Genomic DNA, 23,110 nt, shown 5'->3' with positions numbered 1-23,110 from the left:
AAATAAATATATTGACAAAACATATAAATAAAATATATTATATAGATATATTTATATTAAAGGAAAGATTTTATGAAAATAATTATTCAAAGAGTGAATATGGCAAAAATGTTTGTCAACGGAAATTTTAAGTGTGAAATAAACAAAGGAATAGTGGCTTATGTCGGGATTACTCATAATGACGGGATCAAAGACATAAATTATTGTATTGACAAATTAATTAATCTCAGAATTTTTGATGATGCCGACGGAAAACTCAATTTATCAGTTCAGGATGTAAAAGGCTCATTACTCATAGTAAGTAATTTTACAATTTATGGGAATACTAAAAAAGGTCGCCGACCCGATTATCTAAATTCTGCTCCTGCTGAAAAAGCAAGGGAAATATATAATCAGTTTCTGGAAAAAATGTCGGAAACGGGTGTTCCTTTTGAAACAGGAGAATTTCAGGAATGGATGCAGATTTATTCGGAAAATGACGGTCCTGTCAATCTTATAATAGAATCTTAGAATTTAGATCATTTTTGTAAATTTGACAAAAAAATATTTGAGAAAAAATACTTAAAATAGCAAATTTTGAAATTTAAATTATTTTTATAAAATCAGAAAGGAATTTTCATGAATAGGAAGAAACTGTTTTTAATGCTTATTTTCTGTATATTTTTAGCTATAAGTTGTACAAGTGATAACAAATATTCAGGAGGAGGCAGTATCAAAGTTACGCCGAATGATGAACAGATAATAGTAGATAACCGTTTTAAAGAGCTGAAAAGGGAACAGGACAGAATTATGATGGACGGAACAGCCGAAGAAATTGACAGAGTTATTTTGGAAAATGCATTATTGAAATCATTCAACAACTGGAAAGGTACGAGATATGCTTGGGGAGGAGACTCTTCAAGGGGAATAGACTGTTCAGCATTGACGAGAAGGGTATACAGGGAAGTATTCGGTTATGAATTGCCGAGAGTTACTGAAGACCAGGTAAAAGTGGGAAGAAGAGTTTCGTCAAATAATCTGAAGCCGGGAGATATATTGTTCTTTAGACCTGAAAACAGAGTAAATCATACCGCAGTTTATCTTGGAAATTCTTTATTTATAAATGCTTCATCATCCAAAGGAGTTATTTTATCATCTCTCGAAAGTTCTTACTGGGGAAGATATTTTAAATATGCAGTAAGAGTAGATGATGCAAGAAAATCATAAAATAAGTATGCTATTATAAAAGTATTTTACAAAAATATATAAAATTTTAAAAATTATGAATAAGAAAGGAAAATAGTACAATGCCTATAAAGATACCGCATAATTTACCTGCTGTAGATATACTGGCGAAAGAAAACATATTCGTAATGGATGAGCAGAGGGCATTGTCTCAGGATATTCGTCCTTTAAAATGTGTTATAGTAAATCTAATGCCAACAAAAATAGAAACGGAAACTCAGTTATTAAGATTATTAAGTAATACTCCGTTGCAAATTGAAATTACTTTTTTGAAAATGGACAGTTATGTTTCAAAAAATATATCTGTCGAACATATGAAAAATTTTTATAAAACTTTTGATGATATAAAAGATGAAAAATTTGATGCTCTCATAATTACGGGGGCTCCTGTGGAAACATTGCCTTTCGAGGAAGTCGCTTACTGGAAAGAACTCGAAAGAGTAATGCAATGGAGCAGAAAGAGTGTGTTTTCAACACTCCATATATGTTGGGGAGCTCAGGCAGGACTTTATTATCATTACGGTATTTCTAAGTATTATCTGAATAAAAAAATATTCGGAATATTTCCTGTGGAAATAGAAAATACAAAAACAATGCTATTAAGAGGTTTTGATGAAATATTCAATATGCCTCATTCAAGACATACAGGAATAAAAGAGGAAGATATATTAAAAATTTCCGAATTAGAAATACTTGCAAAATCTGATGAAGCAGGAGTAAGTATTATAAGAAGTAGAGATAAGAGAAAAATTTTTGTTACAGGACATATGGAATATGACAGACTTACATTGGAAAATGAATATAAGCGGGATATAAATTCAGGTAAAAAAATAGCAGTCCCTTTCAATTATTATCCTGATGATAATCCTGAAAAAAAACCTCTATATACATGGCGAAGTCATGCAAATCTATTTTTTACTAACTGGATAAATTATTATGTATATCAGGAGACTCCATATGATTTAGATGAGTTGGAAAAAATGTAATCATAAAAAATAAGGGGCTGTTTCATAAGTCAAAAATAATTTTACTAACATAAATGTTATATATTTTTAAAAATCAACAGATATCATTTTTATTGATTTTGTAAATATAGTAAAATATATAGAATTTATGATTTGTTAATTTTATTTACTTTATGAGACAACCTTTTATTTTTTAATAATTTTATTTAATTAAAATACAATACCGCCATTAAATTTATTTTCACTCTCAATAGGTTCTGTTCCGGCTTTAAATAAGGCAGTTCTCTTGTCCACTCCGTCGGTGTCGAGAAGTCCTATTTTCAGGTCAATTTCCCGTAAGGTCAAATCACGTCTTTTAATGTAATCATCTATAAATTCAAATGTTCCTACATTATAATTTTGAATATTTACAACAGACTGCATATAGTTTTTCCAGATAGGTGCAGCAGCACCTCCTCCCGTCATTCCACTGCCCATAGGTTTGTTATCATCATAACCTACATAAACTATGGTAGCAAGTGTAGGAGTATATCCTGTAAACCATGCAGAAGTATAATCACTTGTAGTACCTGTTTTTCCTGCCATAGGAATTAGTTCACCGTTTTTAAATACTTTAGCACTTTGTCCTGTACCGTAATTTACAGCACTTTCCAGCATATATGTCAGTATAGCGACATCATCTGATTTAAACACCTGTTTTTTCTTAGGTTTAGCTTCATAAATTACTTCACCGTATTTATTTTCTATTTTATAGATATACTGAGGAGTAACCTGGTAACCTCCATTGGCAAGTGCCGCATAAAACAGAGCCATATCTATCGGTTTAGTGGATATGGAACCTAAAGCCAAAGTCAAATCTTTAGGAAAATCTCCGCCTACAACTCCCGAATCACGCCAAATTTTTTCTACCGAATCAATTCCTACATATTGAAGAACTTTTACAGGAATAATGTTATTCGAAATTTCGATTGCTCTCAATAAAGTCATACTATCTCTGAATTTTCTGTCATAGTTTCTTGGAGACCAGCCCGGAGTAGTAAGAGGGGAGTCTTCCATAACACTGTTCATTCCCATACCTTTTTGAATAGCAGAAAGATAAACTAAAGGCTTGAATGATGAACCCGGCTGTCTTAATGCACTCAAGGCTCTGTTGAATTCACCTTTTTTATAATCTTTTCCCCCAACCATAGCTTTTACAAATCCGTTACTCGGGTCAATGGAAAATAAAGCACCGTTCAGTTTTTCTCTTCTTTTCAGATTGTAGTTACTGCTGAAAGCCTTATAAGCAGCTCTTTGCATATCCAAATCAACAGTTGCATAAATTTTATATCCGTCAAAAAGAAAATTATGGTCGTCATCGTCAACTTTCAGAATTTTCTTAACTTCGCTTAAAACAATACTTGTAAACTCCGGAGCAATATTTGAAGTGGAAATTTGTTCCTCTTCATTTTTATTTTTACTATCATTGTTTGCAAAAACTATTTCTTCAGCTTTTGCCTGTTCATATTGCTGTTCATTTATAAAGCCGAAGTTTCTCATCTGATTTAGAACCAGTTCCTGTCTCTTTTTTGCATTTTCGATTTTGGAATATTTTGAAGGAGACTTAGGCAAACTTGCTAATATTGCTGCCTGAGCAACGGTCAAGTCTTTTGGTTCCTTATTAAAATATTTTAGGGAGGCATTTTTGATACCGTAAGCTCCTCTTCCGAAATAAATCGTATTTAAATAGTTTTCCAATATTTCATCTTTAGTGTATCTTCTCTCTATTTCGAGGGCAAGTATGGCTTCCTTCATTTTTCTGACGAGAGTTCTCTCAGGTGTCAGGAAAGCATTTTTTGCCAGTTGCTGAGTAATGGTACTACCGCCTTCCCGTCTTTTACTTGTCAATAATAGAAACATTCCACGAGACATTCTTGCAAAGTCAAAACCATGATGTGTTCTGAATTTTTTATCTTCTATTGCAAGAAAAGCATTTTGTACATCGAGAGGAACGTCTTTTATACTTATAGGGTCCCTATTTTCGACTGTTATAGTATCAAGCTGATTTCCGTTTATATCATATATTATAGAGGGAGAAATAGGACTGTAGCTTTCTATCAGCTCGGTAGGTGTCTCTCCTTTGAGGGTGTAAAGCATATATCCTAAAAACCCTGCTCCTATAACGAGTAATACCCCAAAAAATTTTAAGAAAAAGAAAAGTACAGCTCTCTTTTTATTTTTTTTCTTGTTTTTTGGAGATTTCGTATCAGCTATATTTTGTTGATTATTATTATTCATTATTCATCTCCTTTTTAGCTTTTAATTGACCGCAGGCTGCGGCAATATCCTGACCTTTTGTTTCACGCAATGTTACATTAACATTTTTTTCTTTAAGTAGTGTATAAAATTCTCTTTGTTTTTTCTTTGTTGGAGTGCTGTAAGGCTTTCCCATAACGGGATTGTAAGGGATAAGATTTACTAAGCACGAAAATGAATGTAAAAAATTTGCAAGTTCGAAAGCATCCCTTGTTTCACAGTTAAAATTATCTATAAGAATATATTCAAAAGTAATCCTGTTTTTTGTCTTTTTCTGATAATTTATAAGGGAATTTTTTAATTCTTTAATTCCGTAATTTTTATTAATGGGCATAATTTCAGACCTTAGTTCATCTCTTACTGAATGTAGGGAAACAGCAAGATTGACTTGATTTTCATCTTCAGTAAATTTATTGATTATCGGAACAATACCGCTTGTCGAAATTGTAAAATTTCTTTTGGAAAAATTTTGCCCTTTGTCTGAATTTAGTATTCTAATAGTTTCCATAACGTTGTCATAGTTTAAAAAAGGTTCTCCCATTCCCATGAAAACAACATTTCCAAGCTTTTGCCTTCTTTTTTTCAGATAATTCTGAATGTAGTAAAACTGCATTAAGATTTCCGAAGTATCAAGATTTCTTTCATATTTCATAGTCGCAGTTGCACAGAAATCACAGCCTATAAGACACCCTATCTGGGAAGATACACATAAAGTATATCTGTTTTTATGAGATATGAGTACACTTTCTATCAGTCTGTTATCTTTTAATTCAAAAAGAAATTTTTCAGTTTCCCCGTCATCGGAAATCTGATGTGCCTTATATTTCAGTTTGGGCAGATAAAATTTATTTTTCAGTAATTCTCTGTTATCTTTTGAAATATTGGTAAATTCGTCAAAATCAAAGACAAGTTTATTATGTAGCCAGTCATATACCTGAATGGCGTTGAATTTTTTCAGCCCGATTTTAAAAAATATATTTTGAAGATTTTCGAGATTTAATTCGAGTATGTCTATTTTATTTTCTGTTTCCTTGTTTAACATTATCAATGAATTCCACTGTTTCAAAAATGGAAAATTTTAAAGTATTTAAATACTTATAATTTCTTTTCTGTTTTTGAAACAATTCTATCCTCCTTTATTTATTATTTCATATCTTCTATATAATATCATATTTTTATGAAATAAAATAGCCCAATATTTGTAAACTAACAAAATGTAACATAGCTGAAATGACTGTAAGAATAGATTCAAAATATTTAGGAAAAAAAGAAAACAAAATTTTGAAAAAGTCCTTATTGTTTCTGACCAAAGTCATTAAATATGTCTTAAAGTATTTCTTTATGTCGTAGTAATAAATTGGTCATACCTCTTGAAAAAATGAAAAAAATAGAGTATACCATTACTAATAAAAATATAAGGTAATTTAAGATAGGAGGAATCTATTTATGGATAAAACGAAAATTTCAGAAGAAGTTCAAAGATTTGGAAGGTCATTATTATTGCCTATTGCGGTTATGGCACCTGTGGGAATGTTACTTGGAATTGTAAATGCACTTACTCAGTCTTATTTAATATCAAAGATACCGATATTGGGTAATCCGTCAATTAAATTATTTTTAACATCGGTAAAGGATTCTATGAGTATAATTTTCAGTAATATTCCTGTTCTGTTTGCAATGGGAGTGGCTTATGGCGTTTCCCGTAAAGAAAAAGGTATAGCGGTATTTTCATCAATGATTTCATATATTGTGCTTTTGGCAGGAACTAATGTATATTTGAAAATTACGGGAACATTAGTTACAGAAAAGGAACTAATGGATAAAGCAGGTCAGGCTATGGTATTGGGAATACAAACTGTCAGAATGGACGTATTTGGAGGGATTATAAGCGGACTTATAGCGGCAAAACTGACTGACAGATTTTATAAGACGGAACTGCCTGTCGCCTTTGCTTTTTTCAGCGGGAAAAAATTAGTACCGATATTATCAATATTTGTAACTTCAGTGGTATCTTTCATAGCGACACCTCTTTGGATATATTTTACAAAAGTGCTTGCAGGAATGTCAGTAGTATTGTTACATCCGTTAGGACCATTTGTAAATATAATTATGGTAAGATTGCTGATACCTTTCGGGCTGCACCATACATGGAGTGCATTGCTCAGATTTACTGAAGCGGGAGGAGTGTATGAGATAGCAGGAAAAACTTATGTAGGAGTGCTTCCTGCCGCAAATGAGATAATATTCAATCTCGGACCTAACAGTCCTGAATGGAAAATGATGCCGAAACTGACAAGATTTTTAGCACAAAATCAGATGATAGATACGCTGTTTATGTTCCCGGGGATAGCTTTTGCAATGTATAAAACAGCTTATGAAAAAAATAAACCTCTTGTAAAAGGAATACTTGTTACAATGGTACTTACGGCATTTTTAGGAAATATAACGGAACCTCTTGAATTTTCATTCTTTTTTATTTCACCCGTTTTGTATATAATGTATATTTTGATAGGTGCGACTTCTTCACTGGCACTTTCTTTCATGGGAACAGCAGTGGGATATATAAGGGGAACAATTTTTGATTTTATAATATTTGGAGTAATGTATGAAAACAGTAAATTCTATAATATTATAATAGTTGGACTTGTTGCAATGTTTGTAAGTTATTTTTCGTTCAAATGGTATATATTAAAGAGAAATCTTATTACACCGGGAAGAGAGGAAGAAGTAAGCGACAATAAACTTTTAGTCGAAAAAAGATATAAGGAAATAGCAAAAATAGTCGTAGAATCACTGGGTGGCAAGGAAAATATTATAAATGTTGAAAACTGTATATCAAGATTGAGAATAGATTTGAAAGATAAAAATATTATAGATAAATCGAAACTGAAAGAAAGCGGTACTTTGGGAGTATTCTTCCCGAGTAAAAACCATATTCATGTAGTATTCGGTCCGCATGTGGAATTTGTAAGAAATGAAGTCGATGAACTGTTATAAGAGGAGTGATTAATGAAAAATATATTTAGAGATTACGACAAGATGAATGCAACTGAAATAAAAATATTACAATATATCATTAAAAATACTGATGAAATACAGAAAATAACAGTAAAAGAGTTGAGTCAGAGATTATTCGTTTCTAAAACCACTGTAATAAATTTGGCGAAGAAGTTGGGATACGAGGGTTATTCGGAATTGAGATTTTTTCTGAAAAATATTTCTGAAACCAAAACTAAATCTGAAAATATTGAAAAGCCTGATTTTCAAAAAAGTGAGGACAATGATATATTTGAAGAAATGTCTCATGAAATAAACAGGACACTCATGATACAGGATAGAGAAGAAATCGGAGAAGTAGTAAAAAAAATAACAAAATCCAAGATAGTATATATAATTTCGAGAGGAGCCTCTGTTCATACGGGAGAATATTTAAATTCAAGACTGGCAGCCTGCAAAATAAAATCCATATTTATTTCGGATATAAATTTGATAAATGCCGTGATCGAAAATGTAGCGGATGATGAAATAATAGTTTTTCTTTCCCAGTCGGGAAATACAAGGACGGTAGTCGATATGGCATTAAAAGCCAACTTAATGGGAATTGAAACAGTTGCAATAACTTCTTTCGGAAAAAATGAACTTCAAAAATACTGTACGAATAATCTGTATTTTTATGCGAATGAAACCGACACAAAAAATAATGATGTAATATCAAGGGTAGGAATGAACATTGTAACTCAGCTTCTAATAGAATATATAAAAAAGGATGTGAATCAGAAATGAAAAGAAAACCGATGAAAGTTACCATTGTTGGAGCAGGAAGTACCAGAACTCCCGCATTGATAGGGAGTATTATAAAACTGAAAGAAAGATTTCCAATAAAAAGACTTACATTTTATGATATTGATATGGACAGAGTAGAAAAAATGAGAGTTTATATGGAGCTGATGATGAAAAAATATTCTCCTGAAACAGAACTTGTATTTACAGGAGATAAGGATACGGCATATAAAGACATTGATTTTGTATTCTGTCAAATGAGAGTTGGAGGAAGCGAGTACAGAAGTTACGATGAAAAAATACCCTTAAAATATGGAGTTATAGGACAGGAAACTTGCGGACCGGGAGGATTTGCCTATGGAATGAGGTCTATAGGGGATATGATTGAAATGGTAAATGATGTGAGAAAGTTTTCAAAGGAAACGTGGGTACTGGACTATACAAATCCTGCGGCAATAATAGGTCTGGCATTACAGACTGTCTTTCCTGATGACAGGAGACTGATGAGCATATGCGACCAGCCTTATTCGATGCTGAAAACTTTTTCAAAAATTTTGAATGTTCCTCAGGAAGAATTGAAACCAAGATATTTCGGACTGAACCATTTCGGTTGGTTTACAAATCTGTACTATAAAGGAAAAGATTTACTGCCTGAACTGAAAAACTACATAAAAAACAATGATTTTAAGCCATATAATGCTGAACAAAGGGATAAATCATGGCTGGACACTTATCTGAATGTAAATAAAATGATGAAATATTTTGATGATTATGTTCCGAATACTTATTTACAATATTATTTTTTCGGGAATGAATTGGCTAAGGAAGAAAATCCTGAATTTACAAGGGTAGATGAAGCAAAAGTCGGACGTGAAAAGAAAGTTTATGATATATGCAAAAAGGCCGAAGAACAGGGAAATCTCGAAAATCTGCCATTTCTTGTGGGAGAAGTTCATGGAAATATGATGGTCGAAATTGCTGAAAGTATTGCCTATAATTTAGAAAATGAATTTGTACTGATGATGAAAAACGACGGAATAATAAAAAATCTTGATGAAAATATGCTTGTGGAAGTAGGCTCAAAACTTGGAGAAAACGGACCTATACCTTACGGCTATGAAAAAATAGATGACTTTTATAAGGCACTTATAGATAATCAGTATACATATGAAAAACTGACAGTAGAAGCATGTCTTGAAGGCAGCTATAAAAAAGCATTGCAGGCACTCACATTAAACAGAACCGTAGTTAATCCTGAAAAAGCGGCTTTGATATTGGACGATATGATGAAAGTAAATAAAAAATACTGGGAATTGAAATAAAATATTTCATATTAAGTATTATTTTAATAAAAAAGGAGATATATAGAAAATAATGATAATTTATTCTGAAAATATTTATACTCCTAAAGGAGTAAAAAATGGTTATATTGAAATAGAAGATAAAATAATAACGAATATCTGTACTGATAAAAATGAACTGAAAAATAAGGATGAAGAAATAACGGACTATACTGATTATTATATTATACCGGGCTTTATTGATAACCATGTGCATGGGTGGGGAACGGGTTCATTCTGGAAAGAGGGAACGCAGGAAGCAATGTATAATATGAAAAAAGACCTTGTTAAAGCGGGAGTAACTTCTTTTTTAGGAACTACCGGAGCCGATTCCCTAAAAAAAATATCCGATACGCTGAAAGAGGCTAAAAAAGTTATTGATAAGGAAAATGAGCAGATAATAGGAGCCGAAATGACAGGAGTACATCTGGAGGGACCTTTTATCGGCAAAGAATATAAAGGAATGCAGAAAGAGGAATATTGTATCAATCCTGATATAGATATTTTAAAAGAATTCCTCAATATTACGGGAGAAGAAAATGTAAAGCTGATGACTTTGGCTCCTGAACTGGACGGCTCTGAAGAAATGATAAAATTCTGTAATGAAAAAAATATTGTTGTGCAGGCAGGTCATACTTCAGCTACTTTTGAAGATATGAAAAAAGCTGTTCAGGCAGGAATAAAAGGAGTTACACATACATATTCAGGAATGAGAGGATTTCATCACAGGGAACTCGGAGTTGTCGGGGCAGTTATGTATTTTGACGAACTGTATGCGGAATTTGCTAAACAGACAGGATTGACTGTAAAACCGGAAGCTTTTGATATTATGTACAGACTGAAAGGTGTAGATAAAATGCTTCTTACTACTGATACGGTGGGATTGTCAAGGGGAGATAAGGAGTTTTATCATTATATAAGAAAAGCAAAATTTATTCCTGAAGGCGATAAAATAAGAGTGCTGTATGATGACGGGCATGAAGAAGTGAAGGACAGGACTGACTATGAAAATATAAAAGATTTGGAATTAGGATTTTTAGGGTCAGTTCAGAATATATTAAAAAGAGGAAAGTATTTCCTTGAAGAGATTGTAAAAATGGCTTCCTACAATCCTGCTGAATATATCGGGATTAATGACAGAAAAGGAAGCTTGGAAATAGGAAAAGATGCCGATATACTGGTATTGGATAAAAATTATAATTTAAAATGCACTATTTGCAGGGGAAAAATAGAGTTTAAAATAGAAATCAATAATATTGTAAAATAATTATAATATTAAGTAGTTACAATAGAAATATTTAAAAAAGTCAAAACTAAAAAATTAAAATCTGCTGTTTTTATTTGTTTTATAAAAATAGCAGATTTTATTAATATATAAGATTTATAATTTGATATTTTTTTAACTTATGGGACAGTTTTTTTATATAGTTTCTTTTTTATATAATTTTTCTTTTAACTGGATTTTCTATTTTTGTTATCATTATATATTTTTTATTTGAAATATTTTATAAGTCTTCAAGTATAAAAACATAAATAAATAATCTCTTGACTTTTTATAAAAATAAGTTATAATTTATTAAAATATAACAGAAATAATTTTTAGAATTATTCTGACAATATATTTACTAAAAAAGCTAAGCAATAAAAAATTTGAAAAATATTTAAATTTAGAAAGGGGTAACAATATGAAAAAGGATAATAAAGAATTTGACGCACTTGAGGCTCTTGATAGACAAATACATGAGAGAGAAGAAAAAATTATGAAAGATTTATTAGAATCTAAAAAAGGAAGGGAGAGATTGCCTGTAGGAAGAATGGAGCCGTTACCTTATGAAGAAACTAATACACTGATAAACAATCCAAATAATAAAAGAGATGATTTAGTGGCGGAAGTAACAGAAGGAATGAATGGAGCAGGTGTTAAAATATTAGGTATTCCAATAAAAGGAGATGCAAATTTACTGAATAAAGGAGTAGCTACAGAAGCTCAAATGAAAAAATATTTGGGCAATAATTTTGATAAAGAAAAATATAAGGAAGAGTCTGATTATAGAGAAAAAAAGAATTATTATTACTATATTGAAAAAAATTCATTAAACGATGTAAATCCAAAAGATATTAAATTTAATAAAAATGGGACAATAACAGTAAAAAATAAAGAAGGAAAAGAAATAACCTTAAGTCAGGAAAAAAGTTATGAAGCGACTTTATATCATCAGAAAGTATACGATGCTAAAGGAAATTTTATAGGAATAAAATCTCATATAAATCCTGAATTAAACAGAAAATTCAAAAATAATGAAGGATATGAGTTAGTCTTATCGCATGATATGAATAAAGTAGTAAAGGATTATCATAATACAGGTACATTTAACTGGGATTCAGATAATAATTTAGAACATTTGGCAACAGATGTTGAATTTTATAAAAAATACGGCTCGGGAATTAATGATGAGACAACAAGAGAGGAAAGAGAAAAAACCGGTAAATTTATAAAAGAATACTGGATGAAATTAATTACTGATGTAACCAATCCTGACAGAGCCAAATTAAAAAAATACATAGAAGAAAACAAAATACAGATAGTTACACCAAAAGTATTGCAAAATTATCAAGATTCAAAAGCACCTAAGTTAATGAAAGAAAAAGGTAAATCTTTTATCAGGAGATAAATTATGGCTAAATCAGAAAAGAAAGTTGTTAGAATTATCATAATAATTTTGATAATTCTTATGTTATTACGATTATACGCAAGTAATCCAATATTTGGAATATTTTTATGTGATTTCGATAAATATGAATATCATTTCATAAAAAGGGAAAAAGAAAGAGAACTATATTTTGGTTATAATGAAAAAATAAAATCAATTATTATAGATGCAAATAAAGGAACTGCAAAAAATACTGAGTTACTAAGAATAGAAATATATGAAAATGATAAACATAATTTATCAGAAACAGATGAAGAAGAAAAAGAATATGAAAAAAATGATATATTAAAAGAAAAAATTGAAATAAACAAAAAAATTATAGAATTTAAATCAAAATTTCTCTTTAATTCTAATGAAAGACGATATTTAATAAGTAAATTACCAAAAATAAAATCAGGTTCAGAGTTCAAGATTGTACTCTATTATAAAAATAACAGTGGAGAACACAGAACAGATGTACGTTATAAATATGAAGAAGATAACTCTTTTCCTTGTACGTGGTATGCTCCTATCGGTTAACACTAAAAAAACTTTTATCTAAGAGATAAATACGGATAAAAATCATAATTATACTAAGTATTAGAAGAATATAAAACTGCAAAAAGAAAATCTATGCAGGAAAGAAATAAAAAATCTACTTATGGGAGATAAAATATGGATAAAAACGGAAAGAAAGTTGTAAAAATAATTGCAATAATTTTTATAAGTTTTGTATTATTTGCATTATATATGTCAAGGCCTATATTTGGAATTCCTATCTTTGATTTTGAAAAATATAAATATGAACTTATAGAAAGAGATCCTAAAGGAGAATTATATTTATTTTATGATAAAAAAACAAAAAATATTAGTATATCTATTGAAAATATTGAAAATTGGGATATTTTTATAATAGGAGGAGAAGTATACGAGAATAATATATTAAAAGAAAAATTTTCAATAAATAAAAATCTTAAAGAAATAAGAAAGGAATATAGTTCTTACGCAAAATCTTGGCATTATCAGATACATAAATTACCAAAAATAAAAGTAAATTCAGAGTTCAAAATAGTAATTTATTATAAAGATAAAAATGGAGAACAGCATAAACTGACCACAAATTATCGCTATGAAAAAAATCCATATTTTCCTTATACTATGCTTTATCCTGATTGGTAACTATAATTACACTAAGTGTGAGAAGAATACAAAACTGCAAAAAGAAAATCTATACAGGAAAGAAATAAAAAATCTACTTATGGGAGATAAAATATGGATAAAAACGGGAAGAAAGTTGTAAAAATAGTTGCAATAATTTTTATAAGTTTTATATTATTTGCATTATATATGTCAAGACCTATATTTGGAATTCCTATCTTTGATTTTGAAAAATATAAATATGAATATGTATTAGGAAGTTCAGAAGGAGAACTATATATAAAATATGAAAAAAAAACAAAATATATTTCTATATCTATTGAAAATGGTGAAAATCAGGATATTTATATATTAAGAGGAGAAGTATATGAAAATAATATATTAAAAGAAAAATTTTCAGTAAATAAAAATATTCAAGAAACTAAAAAGAAATATAATTCTTCTACAAAATTTTGGACTTATCAGATACATAAATTACCCGAGATAAAAGTAAATTCAGAATTTAAAATGGTAATTTATTATAAAGATAAAAATGGAGAACATAGCTCAAGTGCAAGTTATCGATATGAAAAAAATCCATTTTTTCCCTATACTATGCTTTATCCTGATTGGTAATTATAAGCACACCAAAGGTATTGAAAAATTATCAGGATTCAAAAGCACCTAAGTTAATGAAAGAAAAAGAAAAATCTTTTATCAGGAGATAAATTATGGCTAAATCAGAAAAGAAAGTTGTTAGAATTATCATAATAATTTTGATAATTCTTATGTTATTACGATTATACGCAAGTAATCCAATATTTGGAATATTTTTATGTGATTTCGATAAATATGAATATCATTTCATAAAAAGGGAAAAAGAAAGAGAACTATATTTTGGTTATAATGAAAAAATAAAATCAATTATTATAGATGCAAATAAAGGAACTGCAAAAAATACTGAGTTACTAAGAATAGAAATATATGAAAATGATAAACATAATTTATCAGAAACAGATGAAGAAGAAAAAGAATATGAAAAAAATGATATATTAAAAGAAAAAATTGAAATAAACAAAAAAATTATAGAATTTAAATCAAAATTTCTCTTTAATTCTAATGAAAGACGATATTTAATAAGTAAATTACCAAAAATAAAATCAGGTTCAGAGTTCAAGATTGTACTCTATTATAAAAATAACAGTGGAGAACACAGAACAGATGTACGTTATAAATATGAAGAAGATAACTCTTTTCCTTGTACGTGGTATGCTCCTATCGGTTAACACTAAAAAAAACTTTTATTTAAGAGATAAATATGGATAAAAATGATAATTATACCAAAATTATTGCAAGATTGTAAAAATCTAAAATCGGCTAATTTTAGCCGATTTTTTAATAAAAGGAAATCAGTAATTTTAAAGAAATTATTTTATTTATTTCGACAATACAGTATAAATGTAGTATAATAAAACAATAATTACCGATTTAAGGAGAAAAAATGAAATTATTTGATAATGATATTAATAATAATAGTATTAATAAAGAAAAAAATGCAAAAGAGGAAAATACAGAAATGAAAAATGATGAAAAAGAAAATAAAAGAGAAACTGGGGAAATGACTGTAAAAGAAAAAAAAATTAGAGAAGATATATTTCTAAAATATAAAAAATTGAGGGAAGATATAGAAAAATATAATCATTTTTATTATAATGAGGATAATCCCCTTATTTCAGACAGAGAATATGATGATTTGATAAAAAAACTGGAAAATATGGAAAAAGAATATCCTGAATTGGAAAAAAGAAAAAGTTTAAATCTTAGTCCTACTGAAAAAATCGGAGGAACTGCCAGTGAAAAATTTTCCAAAGTCATACACAGTGTTCCTATGCTAAGTTTATCCAATACTTATAATATCTCTGAAATAGAAGATTTTAACCAGAGAGCAAAAAAAATAATAGGTTTTGATAAAAAGTTGGAGTATATATTGGAACTAAAATTGGACGGATTAAGTATAAGTCTGATATATGAAAACGGTCTGTTTAAACAGGCTGTAACGAGAGGAGACGGGCAAATTGGCGAAGATGTTACTGAAAATGTAAAAGAAATATTATCAGTACCTAAAAAACTTAAAGAACCGATTAATATAGAAGTAAGAGGAGAGATAATTCTGCCAATTTCAAGTTTCAGAAAAGTAAATGAAATAAGGGAAGAAGCCGGAGAAGATGTGTTTGCCAATCCGAGAAATGCAGCAGCAGGAACGATAAGACAGCTGGACAGCAGTATTGTCAAGGATAGAGGTCTTGACTGTTATTTGTATTATCTTGTAAATCCTGAAAATTATGGAATAAAAACTCATCTGGAAAGTATTGAGTTCATTGAAAAATTAGGATTTAAAACAACAAAAATATTTGAAAAATATACTGATTTTGGAGAACTGGAAAAATCCATAGAAAAATGGCACACTGAAAGGGAAAGACTGGATTATGAAACTGACGGACTGGTTATAAAAGTAAATGATTTTTCATATTATAATGAACTCGGATATACAACAAAAAGCCCGAGATGGGCTATTGCCTATAAATTTCCTGCAATTCAGGTAAAGACAAAATTGTACGATGTTACTTTTCAGGTAGGAAGAACAGGAGTGATTACACCCGTTGCGGAACTGGAAAAAGTAACTTTATCAGGTTCAGTGGTAAAAAGGGCAAGTCTGCATAATTTTGATGAAATAGAAAGAAAGGATATAAGAATAGGGGATAATGTAATAATTGAAAAAGCGGCAGAAATAATACCTCAGGTAGTAAACGTAGTATTTGAGGATAGAACAGGAGAAGAAAAGGAAATAGAAAAACCTGAAAACTGCCCTGTCTGTGGGAGCATACTTATAAAAGAGGAGGGACAGGTCGCATTGAAATGCCTGAACTCAGTATGTCCTGAAAAAGTAAAAAGGGAAATAGAATATTTTGTATCAAGGGACGCTATGAATATAACGGGTTTAGGAGAAAAGATAGTAGAAAAATTTATTGAATTAGGAAAAATAAAAACAGTGGTAGATATATATTCCCTGAAAAATTATCGTGAAGAGCTTGAAAACCTTGAAAAAATGGGCAAAAAAAGTATAGATAATCTGATAAACAGTATAGAAGAAAGTAAAAATAGAGAATTTAACAAGGTCCTGTATTCTCTTGGAATTCCTTTTGTAGGAAAATTTACTGCAAATCTGCTGACAAAAAATTTTGGAAATATAGAAAATTTAAAAAATCTGCAAATAGGGGAATTTCTTGAAATAAAGGGAATAGGTGAAAAAGTTGCAACTTCCGTATATAATTATCTGAATAATGAAGATAACTGGGAGAAAATAAAAAAACTGGAAAATGTAGGATTGAAATTTTCTATGGAAAATACTGAAGAAAAAGAAATAGAAGATAACCCGATTAAAGGGAAAAATTTTCTTGCGACAGGAAAACTGGAGAAATATACAAGGGAAGAGATAAAAGATATTATTTTATCCAAAGGAGGAAATTATTTGTCAGGAGTTTCCAAAAATCTCGATTTTCTCATTGTAGGAGAAAAAGCGGGAAGTAAGCTCGAAAAAGCCGAAAAATTAGGAATAAAAATTTTAAATGAAGAAGAATTTGAAAAAAACTTTCTCTAATAATATCAAAAGTTAAATACATTTTAAGACCGAATGAGAATATATTCAAATGCAATTATAGGAAAATATTAAGTGAAAAAGAATATTAATTTGGTATCATTTTATAAAATCTGAGGGGCGAGTTAATGTTTTGTGAAAAATATTATCTAACTTTGGATTTTTTTATATTGAAGTTAAAAAAGAAAAAGTGATATTTATAATATTTATTTTAATCTTTTTTCTATATATAATGATTTATTTTATAAAAAATTAAAAAAATACTTGTATTTTAATTCATTATATGTTTTAATTTTAATATAATGAATTACAGGAGGAAAAATTACACAATGCATGGAAATCCCAACATAGATGAAAGAAAGAAAAAAATAGACGAGAAAATGTCAGGAATAAAACATAAAATAGCTGTCATGAGCGGGAAAGGAGGAGTAGGAAAGACCACAATATCAGTAAACTTGGCATATGGATTATATATGAGAGGATATAAGGTCGGAATACTTGATGCGGATTTGCATGGTCCCAATATTCCTTTGATGTTTGGTAGAGAAGGAATAAAATTACCCAGTCTTTCAACTCCTTTGAAAATAAATGAAAATTTATCTATTTCTTCATTGAGCTTCTTTATACCCGATAACGACCCCGTTATATGGAGAGGTCCACAAAAAATGGGAGCAATAATGGAAATGTTGGAAGGAATTGAGTGGGGAGAAATTGATTTTTTGATTATAGATTTACCGCCGGGAACAGGAGATGAGACGTTGAGTATTGCACAGAATATCGGGACTGACGCGAAATCAATAGTAGTAACTACGCCTCAGGATGTATCTCTGCTGGATTCTAAAAGAACAGTCAAATTTTCAAGGCTGATAAATCTCAATTTACTCGGAATTATAGAAAATATGAGTGGATTTATATGTCCTGACTGTGGAAAGGAAGTCAATATATTCAAAAAAGGCGGAGCTGAAAAAATGGCTGCAGAAACAAAACAGACTTTTTTAGGTTCCATACCTATGGAAGCAGTTATAGTAGAAGCAGGGGATAGTGGACTGCCTTATATAGCAAATGATACAGTTGCATCAAGGAAAATGAATGATATAATTAATAAAGTTCTGGAGCAATTGGATAAATAGTGTATAGAATTAATATAATAAATAGATTTGGAGGAACAGGATGAAAATATTAGTATGTAATAAAAATGAAAAATCAAGATTAGTGGTGGGACAATTACTTAAAGAAATGAGTTTCAGTGTTCTATTGGTTGATTCTGAAGAAAGATTGATAGAAGAAATGAAATCAGACGCATTAGATATGGTGTTTTTGGATATTGCTTCATTTTCAAATTTTCCGAAAATGTTGGAAAAAATCGTGAAAAATAAAAATGAAAGTTATATTCTGCTTTCTATTGACAATGATGACAGATATTCAAAAACGGAAGCATTGTTGAATGGGGCGGATGACTATATTTATAATGATTTCAGATTGGAAGAACTTGCAGCTAAATTGAAAGCTATTGTCAGAGTGCTTACTAAAAAAGTAAATAATGATGATTCTGAAGTGCTGTCAATTTATGATTTGACATTAAACCCTATCAATAGGGAAGTTATAAGAGGCGGAAAAGAAATTGTTCTTACAAATAAAGAATTTCTGCTTTTGGAATATTTCCTAAGAAATAAAAACAGAGTACTCACAAGAACTATGATTTCTGAAAAAATATGGGATATTGATTTTATAACTGAAAGTAATATAGTGGATGTATATATTAATTTCCTCAGAGCAAAAGTGGATAAAGGGTTTGATAAAAAAATAATTAAGACTGTCAGAAGCGTCGGATATATTGTAAAAGAGTAATTTGGTAAATAAATCACCAAATAATATATTGATTTTATAGAATTTGTATGTTAAAATGAATTGATTAAAATATATTATTAAGGAGTGATTTAAATGTTCGAACAAGTAAAATTACCATATGCATATGATGCATTGGAGCCTAACATAGACGCAAAGACAATGGAGATACATTATACTAAGCACCATGCTGCTTATACAAATAATTTAAACGATACTTTAAAAAATAAAGCACCTGAATTTTTAAATAAACCTATTGAAGAAATTTTAGGTAATTTGGAAGTATTACCCGAAGAAATAAGAACAGCAGTAAGAAATAACGGTGGAGGATTTTATAATCACAATCTTTATTTTACAGTAATAAGTCCTAACGGTGGAGGAGAGCCTACAGGAGAATTAGCACAGAAAATAAATGAAACTTTTGGAAGTTTTCAGGCTTTCAAAGATGAATTTGCTAAAGCTGCTGCTACAAGATTTGGTTCAGGTTGGGCATGGCTTACAGTAAACAGAAAAGGTGAACTGAAAGTAAGGTCAACTGCAAATCAGGATAATCCTCTAATACCTGGAGCAACATGTGAGTGTTCCTTAGGTACACCTATTTTAGGAATAGATGTATGGGAACACGCATATTATCTCAATTATCAGAATAGAAGACCTGATTATATAAATGCATTCTTTAATGTAATTGATTGGAATGAAGTTGCGAAAAGATATGAGGCAGCTAAATAATCTGGTTATAAAAAATCTGATTATAGAAAAATAAGATTAATTTAAAAACAAAAAATTATAGAGAATAATGTAAATAGAAAATAATGTAAAAAATGTTTGTCAATTTGATATTTGATGAAATCTTTAAGTAATTTACAGATATCATTGATATCATTTTTTACATTATTTTTTTATAAATTTTTATTATATATTTATTGTTTTTCGAGTTAGTTATATTCTTTATAACTTAAACTGACAATTTAAGTCAATAAAATTAAATTGATAATTATTTCTTTTTTTGTTATAATAAAACAAAAAATAATTGTAGGAGGAAGTTTAGATGAAAATAGTGGTTTTTGATGCAAAACCCTATGATATAGAGTTTTTTGAAAAATGGAACAAGAAATATGGGGCAAAAATTACATATTTTAAAGAAAAACTCAGTATAAATAATGTTATGCTGACAAAATATCAGGATGTTGTCTGTACTTTTGTGAATGACGACTTAAATGAAAGAGTTATTGACATTCTTTCAAAAAATGGAGTGAGAGCAATAGCTGTAAGAGCGGCAGGCTATAATAACGTAGATATAAGAGCTGCTTATCATAGCAGAGTTACCGTATTCAGAGTACCTGCATACTCGCCATATTCAGTTGCTGAACATGCACTTGCTTTATTAATGGCTGTAAACAGAAAAATTCATAAAGCATACAACAGAACAAGGGAAGGAAATTTCAGTCTGGTAGGATTGACAGGAATTGTTTTGGACGGAAAAACAGCGGGAATAATAGGAACAGGTAAAATTGCAAGAATATTTATAAAAATATTGAACGGCTTGGGAATGAACGTACTGGCTTATGACAAATATCCAAATGAGCAAGCTGCTAAAGAAGAAAATTTCACTTATGTTTCTTTGGAAGAAATATTTGAAAAATCGGATATCATCTCATTGCATTGCCCTTTATTTCCTGAAACAAAACATATAATAGATGAAAAAAGTATAGCTAAAATGAAAGACGGGGTCATAATCTTAAATACTGCGAGAGGTGGCTTGGTAGATACCGAAGCATTAATAGAAGGATTAAAAAACAAAAAAATAGGTGGAGCAGGTCTTGATGTCTATGAAAATGAAAAAGATTATTTCTTTGAAGATGAATCAACAGAAGTTTTAGAAGACGATGTTCTCGCCAGACTGCTCACATTCAACAATGTAGTAGTTACTTCTCATCAGGCATTCCTCACGGAAGAAGCATTAAATAATATTGTCGAAACTACTTTTGAAAACATATTGAAATTTGCGAAAAAAGAAGAATTAGTAAACGAAGTGTGGTATAATGTGGAAACTAAAAAAATAGTAGAAGGTTTAAGACCTAAAAAATAATTATAAAAATAAAAAATCATAATAAAAAAATTATATCTCAGGGTATAATTTTTTTATAGAAAGGGAAATAATATGGATTTGTTTGAAATAAAAAAACTGAATGAACAGAATGCCCTTGAAATCGAAGAAATAAGGAGGCACCTTTGACCTTGATACTCTAAATGGGAAAATATCAAGGTTGGAAAAGAAAACTTCCGAAGCCGACTTTTGGAACAGTACAAACAGCAAGGAAATATTGAAAGAACTGAATATATTGAAGAAATTGGCTGAAGAGTACGAAAGACTGAACAATATGCATGAAGATGTATCGGTATTGACGGAATTTGTGGAAATGGGAGACAGTTCCTTTGAAAGTGAACTAAATGATAAGATAACTGAAACTGAGCAGGAAATTCAAAATTTTAAAATTAAACTGCTTCTTGATGAAAAATATGATATGAATGATGTAATACTAACAATAAATTCGGGAGCAGGAGGGACGGAAGCGTGCGACTGGACTGAAATGCTTTACAGAATGTATGACAGGTGGTCAAATCAGAATGGGTTTAAAGTTGAGATTTTGGACAGTCTGTCGGGAGAAGAAGCGGGGATAAAAAGTATAACTTTAAATATAAAAGGAAACTATGCCTACGGATATCTAAAAGGAGAAAAAGGAGTCCACAGACTTGTAAGGATTTCCCCTTTTGATTCTAACGGTAAAAGGCATACATCTTTCGCAGCGGTAAATGTAATTCCTGAAATAGATGACGATGTAGAAGTGGAAATAAAAAACGAAGATTTGAAAATAGATACATACAGGGCGAGCGGTGCGGGAGGACAGCATGTAAATACTACCGATTCAGCAGTAAGAATAACTCATATTCCTACAAATACAGTAGTTACATGTCAAAAAGAAAGATCTCAAATAAAAAATAAAGAAACTGCCATGAAAATTTTAAAATCTAGATTATTTGAAATAGAACTTGAAAAAAGAGAAAAAGAAATGGAAGATTTGAAAGGAACAGAAAGCAAAATCGAATGGGGAAGCCAGATAAGGTCTTACGTATTCCAACCTTATAAAATGGTAAAGGACCATAGGACAAAAGCTGAAGAGGGGAATGTTGACAAAGTTATGGATGGTCATATAAATAATTTTATAAATGAATATCTGAAATTTTATAAAAAATAAAATGTAGATTAGCAGATTGCTTTCTCATTGAAAAAAATGATATAATATTTTTATCAAACAGGAAAAGAGGAAATTCTATGGTTAAAATAGATGTGGCAAAGCCTATAAATTTTAATGAAATTATATGTTCAAAAGAAGCCGAAGTCGTAAGTATGAGGATTTTAAGTCAGTCAAATAGCTATGTTTCTCTATTTTCTTTGGCTGAAAATGAGGAAATAACTGCTGAAGCCATGTTAGGAAACAGATATTACTATTGTTTCAATGGAAATGGCGAGATTTTTATCGAGAATAATAAAAAGACTATTTCCAACGGAGATTTTCTGGAAATATCTGCAAATCACAACTATTCAATTGAAGCAGCAGATAATCTAAAATTGATTGAAATTGGTGAAAAGATAGGAGATGATAATATGGAAAATAAAACATTAACAATGCTGGAAAGTGCAGAAGCATTTAAACTTGCAGAAGTTGTTGATTATCAGGAAGGAAAAATCATAAGTAAAAACTTAGTGGCTAAAACTAATTTAGTAATCACTGTTATGTCTTTTTGGAAAGGTGAGAGTCTTGATCCGCATAAAGCTCCCGGAGATGCTTTGGTTACAGTTCTTGACGGAGAAGGAAAATACTTTGTTGACGGAAAACCCTTTATCGTGAAAAAAGGCGAAAGTGCTGTTCTTCCTGCGAATATACCTCATGCGGTGGAAGCAGTGGAAAATTTTAAAATGATGTTAATTCTCATTAAGGAATAAAAATTATCATAAAAAAGTGTTTTTTAAAATATTTAAAAAATTTTGAAAAAACCGAAAAAGAACGTAATTTGGAGAAATAATAATGAAAAATGATGTTATTTCAAATTTATGTTCTTTTTTATAGTTTTTGTTAAATATATTATTTTTCTTACACTTTAATTACTATTTATAAA

The 23,110-nt window shown here is 29.8% G+C and carries 21 protein-coding genes; 19 read left to right on the top strand and 2 right to left on the bottom strand.

Going from position 1 to position 23,110, the window contains the following annotated elements:
* The first annotated feature begins 72 nt into the window (after window positions 1–72).
* From dtd to metA, 3 genes are all read left to right on the top strand, one after another.
* Window positions 73–510, top strand: a complete 438-nt coding sequence (gene dtd, locus ACO5J6_RS01390) for a D-aminoacyl-tRNA deacylase (protein ID WP_485641569.1) — start codon at window positions 73–75, stop codon at window positions 508–510.
* A gap of 108 nt (window positions 511–618) precedes the next feature.
* A complete protein-coding gene (locus tag ACO5J6_RS01385; RefSeq protein ID WP_485641568.1) occupies window positions 619–1,206 on the top strand; it encodes a C40 family peptidase in 588 nt (195 codons plus the stop codon).
* 80 nt (window positions 1,207–1,286) lie between these two features.
* Entirely contained in the window at window positions 1,287–2,210 is a 924-nt protein-coding gene (gene metA, locus ACO5J6_RS01380; RefSeq protein ID WP_485641567.1) for a homoserine O-acetyltransferase MetA, read from the top strand.
* Window positions 2,211–2,399: 189 nt separating this feature from the next.
* On the opposite strand, the gene ACO5J6_RS01375 is transcribed toward metA, so the two are convergent.
* Window positions 2,400–4,466 (bottom strand): transglycosylase domain-containing protein, encoded by a 2,067-nt coding sequence (locus ACO5J6_RS01375; RefSeq protein WP_485641566.1) that lies wholly within the window; start codon window positions 4,464–4,466, stop codon window positions 2,400–2,402.
* Window positions 4,459–5,526, bottom strand: a complete 1,068-nt coding sequence (gene rlmN, locus ACO5J6_RS01370; RefSeq protein ID WP_485641565.1) for a dual-specificity RNA methyltransferase RlmN — start codon at window positions 5,524–5,526, stop codon at window positions 4,459–4,461. The genes ACO5J6_RS01375 and rlmN overlap by 8 nt, the downstream gene beginning before the upstream one ends.
* A 404-nt stretch (window positions 5,527–5,930) precedes the next feature.
* Between rlmN and ACO5J6_RS01365 the strand changes: the two genes are divergently transcribed.
* The 16 genes from ACO5J6_RS01365 to ACO5J6_RS01290 all read left to right on the top strand — a co-directional run bounded on the left by ACO5J6_RS01365 (window position 5,931) and on the right by ACO5J6_RS01290 (window position 22,937).
* Window positions 5,931–7,481: a PTS transporter subunit EIIC gene (locus tag ACO5J6_RS01365; RefSeq protein ID WP_485641564.1), complete on the top strand. Its 1,551-nt coding sequence runs from the start codon at window positions 5,931–5,933 to the stop codon at window positions 7,479–7,481.
* 12 nt (window positions 7,482–7,493) lie between these two features.
* Window positions 7,494–8,267, top strand: coding sequence for a MurR/RpiR family transcriptional regulator (locus ACO5J6_RS01360; RefSeq protein ID WP_485641563.1), 774 nt, complete (start codon window positions 7,494–7,496; stop codon window positions 8,265–8,267).
* A complete protein-coding gene (locus ACO5J6_RS01355) occupies window positions 8,264–9,586 on the top strand; it encodes a family 4 glycosyl hydrolase (protein WP_485641562.1) in 1,323 nt (440 codons plus the stop codon). Before ACO5J6_RS01360 ends, ACO5J6_RS01355 begins: the two co-directional genes overlap by 4 nt.
* 52 nt (window positions 9,587–9,638) lie before the next feature.
* A complete protein-coding gene (nagA, locus tag ACO5J6_RS01350; RefSeq protein WP_485641561.1) occupies window positions 9,639–10,871 on the top strand; it encodes an N-acetylglucosamine-6-phosphate deacetylase in 1,233 nt (410 codons plus the stop codon).
* A gap of 418 nt (window positions 10,872–11,289) precedes the next feature.
* Window positions 11,290–12,276: a hypothetical protein gene (locus ACO5J6_RS01345; RefSeq protein WP_485641560.1), complete on the top strand. Its 987-nt coding sequence runs from the start codon at window positions 11,290–11,292 to the stop codon at window positions 12,274–12,276.
* A 3-nt stretch (window positions 12,277–12,279) separates the two neighbouring features.
* Complete coding sequence (locus tag ACO5J6_RS01340) at window positions 12,280–12,834, top strand: hypothetical protein (protein WP_485641557.1); 555 nt, start codon at window positions 12,280–12,282, stop codon at window positions 12,832–12,834.
* Window positions 12,835–12,969: 135 nt separating this feature from the next.
* On the top strand, window positions 12,970–13,473 hold the full coding sequence (locus ACO5J6_RS01335) for a hypothetical protein (RefSeq protein ID WP_485641559.1): 504 nt from the start codon (window positions 12,970–12,972) through the stop codon (window positions 13,471–13,473).
* Window positions 13,474–13,566: 93 nt separating this feature from the next.
* The gene (locus ACO5J6_RS01330) at window positions 13,567–14,067 is read left to right on the top strand and encodes a hypothetical protein (protein WP_485641558.1); all 501 of its coding nucleotides are present in this window, start codon (window positions 13,567–13,569) and stop codon (window positions 14,065–14,067) included.
* Window positions 14,068–14,162: 95 nt separating this feature from the next.
* Complete coding sequence (locus tag ACO5J6_RS01325; RefSeq protein ID WP_485641557.1) at window positions 14,163–14,717, top strand: hypothetical protein; 555 nt, start codon at window positions 14,163–14,165, stop codon at window positions 14,715–14,717.
* 290 nt (window positions 14,718–15,007) lie between these two features.
* A complete protein-coding gene (ligA, locus tag ACO5J6_RS01320; protein WP_485641653.1) occupies window positions 15,008–17,089 on the top strand; it encodes an NAD-dependent DNA ligase LigA in 2,082 nt (693 codons plus the stop codon).
* Between the two features lie 326 nt (window positions 17,090–17,415).
* Entirely contained in the window at window positions 17,416–18,216 is an 801-nt protein-coding gene (locus ACO5J6_RS01315; RefSeq protein WP_485641556.1) for a P-loop NTPase, read from the top strand.
* Window positions 18,217–18,256: 40 nt separating this feature from the next.
* On the top strand, window positions 18,257–18,934 hold the full coding sequence (locus ACO5J6_RS01310) for a response regulator transcription factor (RefSeq protein ID WP_485641555.1): 678 nt from the start codon (window positions 18,257–18,259) through the stop codon (window positions 18,932–18,934).
* Between the two features lie 93 nt (window positions 18,935–19,027).
* The gene (locus tag ACO5J6_RS01305; protein WP_485641554.1) at window positions 19,028–19,660 is read left to right on the top strand and encodes a superoxide dismutase; all 633 of its coding nucleotides are present in this window, start codon (window positions 19,028–19,030) and stop codon (window positions 19,658–19,660) included.
* Window positions 19,661–19,979: 319 nt separating this feature from the next.
* A complete protein-coding gene (locus ACO5J6_RS01300) occupies window positions 19,980–21,020 on the top strand; it encodes a 2-hydroxyacid dehydrogenase (RefSeq protein WP_485641552.1) in 1,041 nt (346 codons plus the stop codon).
* 72 nt (window positions 21,021–21,092) lie between these two features.
* A protein-coding gene (gene prfB / locus ACO5J6_RS01295) for a peptide chain release factor 2 (RefSeq protein WP_485641551.1) occupies window positions 21,093–22,188 on the top strand; the annotation gives its coding sequence in 2 pieces (ribosomal slippage) (window positions 21,093–21,152 and window positions 21,154–22,188; 1,095 coding nt in all).
* A gap of 77 nt (window positions 22,189–22,265) precedes the next feature.
* Window positions 22,266–22,937 carry a cupin domain-containing protein gene (locus tag ACO5J6_RS01290; protein WP_485641549.1) on the top strand — a complete coding sequence of 224 codons (672 nt, stop codon included), beginning with the start codon at window positions 22,266–22,268 and terminating at the stop codon, window positions 22,935–22,937.
* Window positions 22,938–23,110 lie beyond the last annotated feature (173 nt).

This window comes from Pseudoleptotrichia sp., assembly GCF_057270515.1.
Note: the sequence above shows the minus strand (reverse complement) of the source record. Positions and strands in the feature narration are given on the sequence as shown.

Bases quoted from the DNA above. Each gene is read 5' to 3' on its own strand.
- ACO5J6_RS01305 (WP_485641554.1), top strand. From the start codon at position 19,028: ATGTTCGAACAAGTAAAATTACCATATGCATATGATGCATTGGAGCCT.
- ACO5J6_RS01385 (WP_485641568.1), top strand. From the start codon at position 619: ATGAATAGGAAGAAACTGTTTTTAATGCTTATTTTCTGTATATTTTTA.
- metA (WP_485641567.1), top strand. From the start codon at position 1,287: ATGCCTATAAAGATACCGCATAATTTACCTGCTGTAGATATACTGGCG.
- ACO5J6_RS01290 (WP_485641549.1), top strand. From the start codon at position 22,266: ATGGTTAAAATAGATGTGGCAAAGCCTATAAATTTTAATGAAATTATA.
- nagA (WP_485641561.1), top strand. From the start codon at position 9,639: ATGATAATTTATTCTGAAAATATTTATACTCCTAAAGGAGTAAAAAAT.
- ACO5J6_RS01310 (WP_485641555.1), top strand. From the start codon at position 18,257: ATGAAAATATTAGTATGTAATAAAAATGAAAAATCAAGATTAGTGGTG.
- rlmN (WP_485641565.1), bottom strand. From the start codon at position 5,526: ATGTTAAACAAGGAAACAGAAAATAAAATAGACATACTCGAATTAAAT.
- ACO5J6_RS01365 (WP_485641564.1), top strand. From the start codon at position 5,931: ATGGATAAAACGAAAATTTCAGAAGAAGTTCAAAGATTTGGAAGGTCA.
- ACO5J6_RS01360 (WP_485641563.1), top strand. From the start codon at position 7,494: ATGAAAAATATATTTAGAGATTACGACAAGATGAATGCAACTGAAATA.
- ACO5J6_RS01315 (WP_485641556.1), top strand. From the start codon at position 17,416: ATGCATGGAAATCCCAACATAGATGAAAGAAAGAAAAAAATAGACGAG.
- ACO5J6_RS01325 (WP_485641557.1), top strand. From the start codon at position 14,163: ATGGCTAAATCAGAAAAGAAAGTTGTTAGAATTATCATAATAATTTTG.
- ACO5J6_RS01330 (WP_485641558.1), top strand. From the start codon at position 13,567: ATGGATAAAAACGGGAAGAAAGTTGTAAAAATAGTTGCAATAATTTTT.
- ACO5J6_RS01355 (WP_485641562.1), top strand. From the start codon at position 8,264: ATGAAAAGAAAACCGATGAAAGTTACCATTGTTGGAGCAGGAAGTACC.
- ACO5J6_RS01345 (WP_485641560.1), top strand. From the start codon at position 11,290: ATGAAAAAGGATAATAAAGAATTTGACGCACTTGAGGCTCTTGATAGA.
- dtd (WP_485641569.1), top strand. From the start codon at position 73: ATGAAAATAATTATTCAAAGAGTGAATATGGCAAAAATGTTTGTCAAC.
- ACO5J6_RS01300 (WP_485641552.1), top strand. From the start codon at position 19,980: ATGAAAATAGTGGTTTTTGATGCAAAACCCTATGATATAGAGTTTTTT.
- ligA (WP_485641653.1), top strand. From the start codon at position 15,008: ATGAAAAATGATGAAAAAGAAAATAAAAGAGAAACTGGGGAAATGACT.
- ACO5J6_RS01340 (WP_485641557.1), top strand. From the start codon at position 12,280: ATGGCTAAATCAGAAAAGAAAGTTGTTAGAATTATCATAATAATTTTG.
- ACO5J6_RS01375 (WP_485641566.1), bottom strand. From the start codon at position 4,466: ATGAATAATAATAATCAACAAAATATAGCTGATACGAAATCTCCAAAA.
- ACO5J6_RS01335 (WP_485641559.1), top strand. From the start codon at position 12,970: ATGGATAAAAACGGAAAGAAAGTTGTAAAAATAATTGCAATAATTTTT.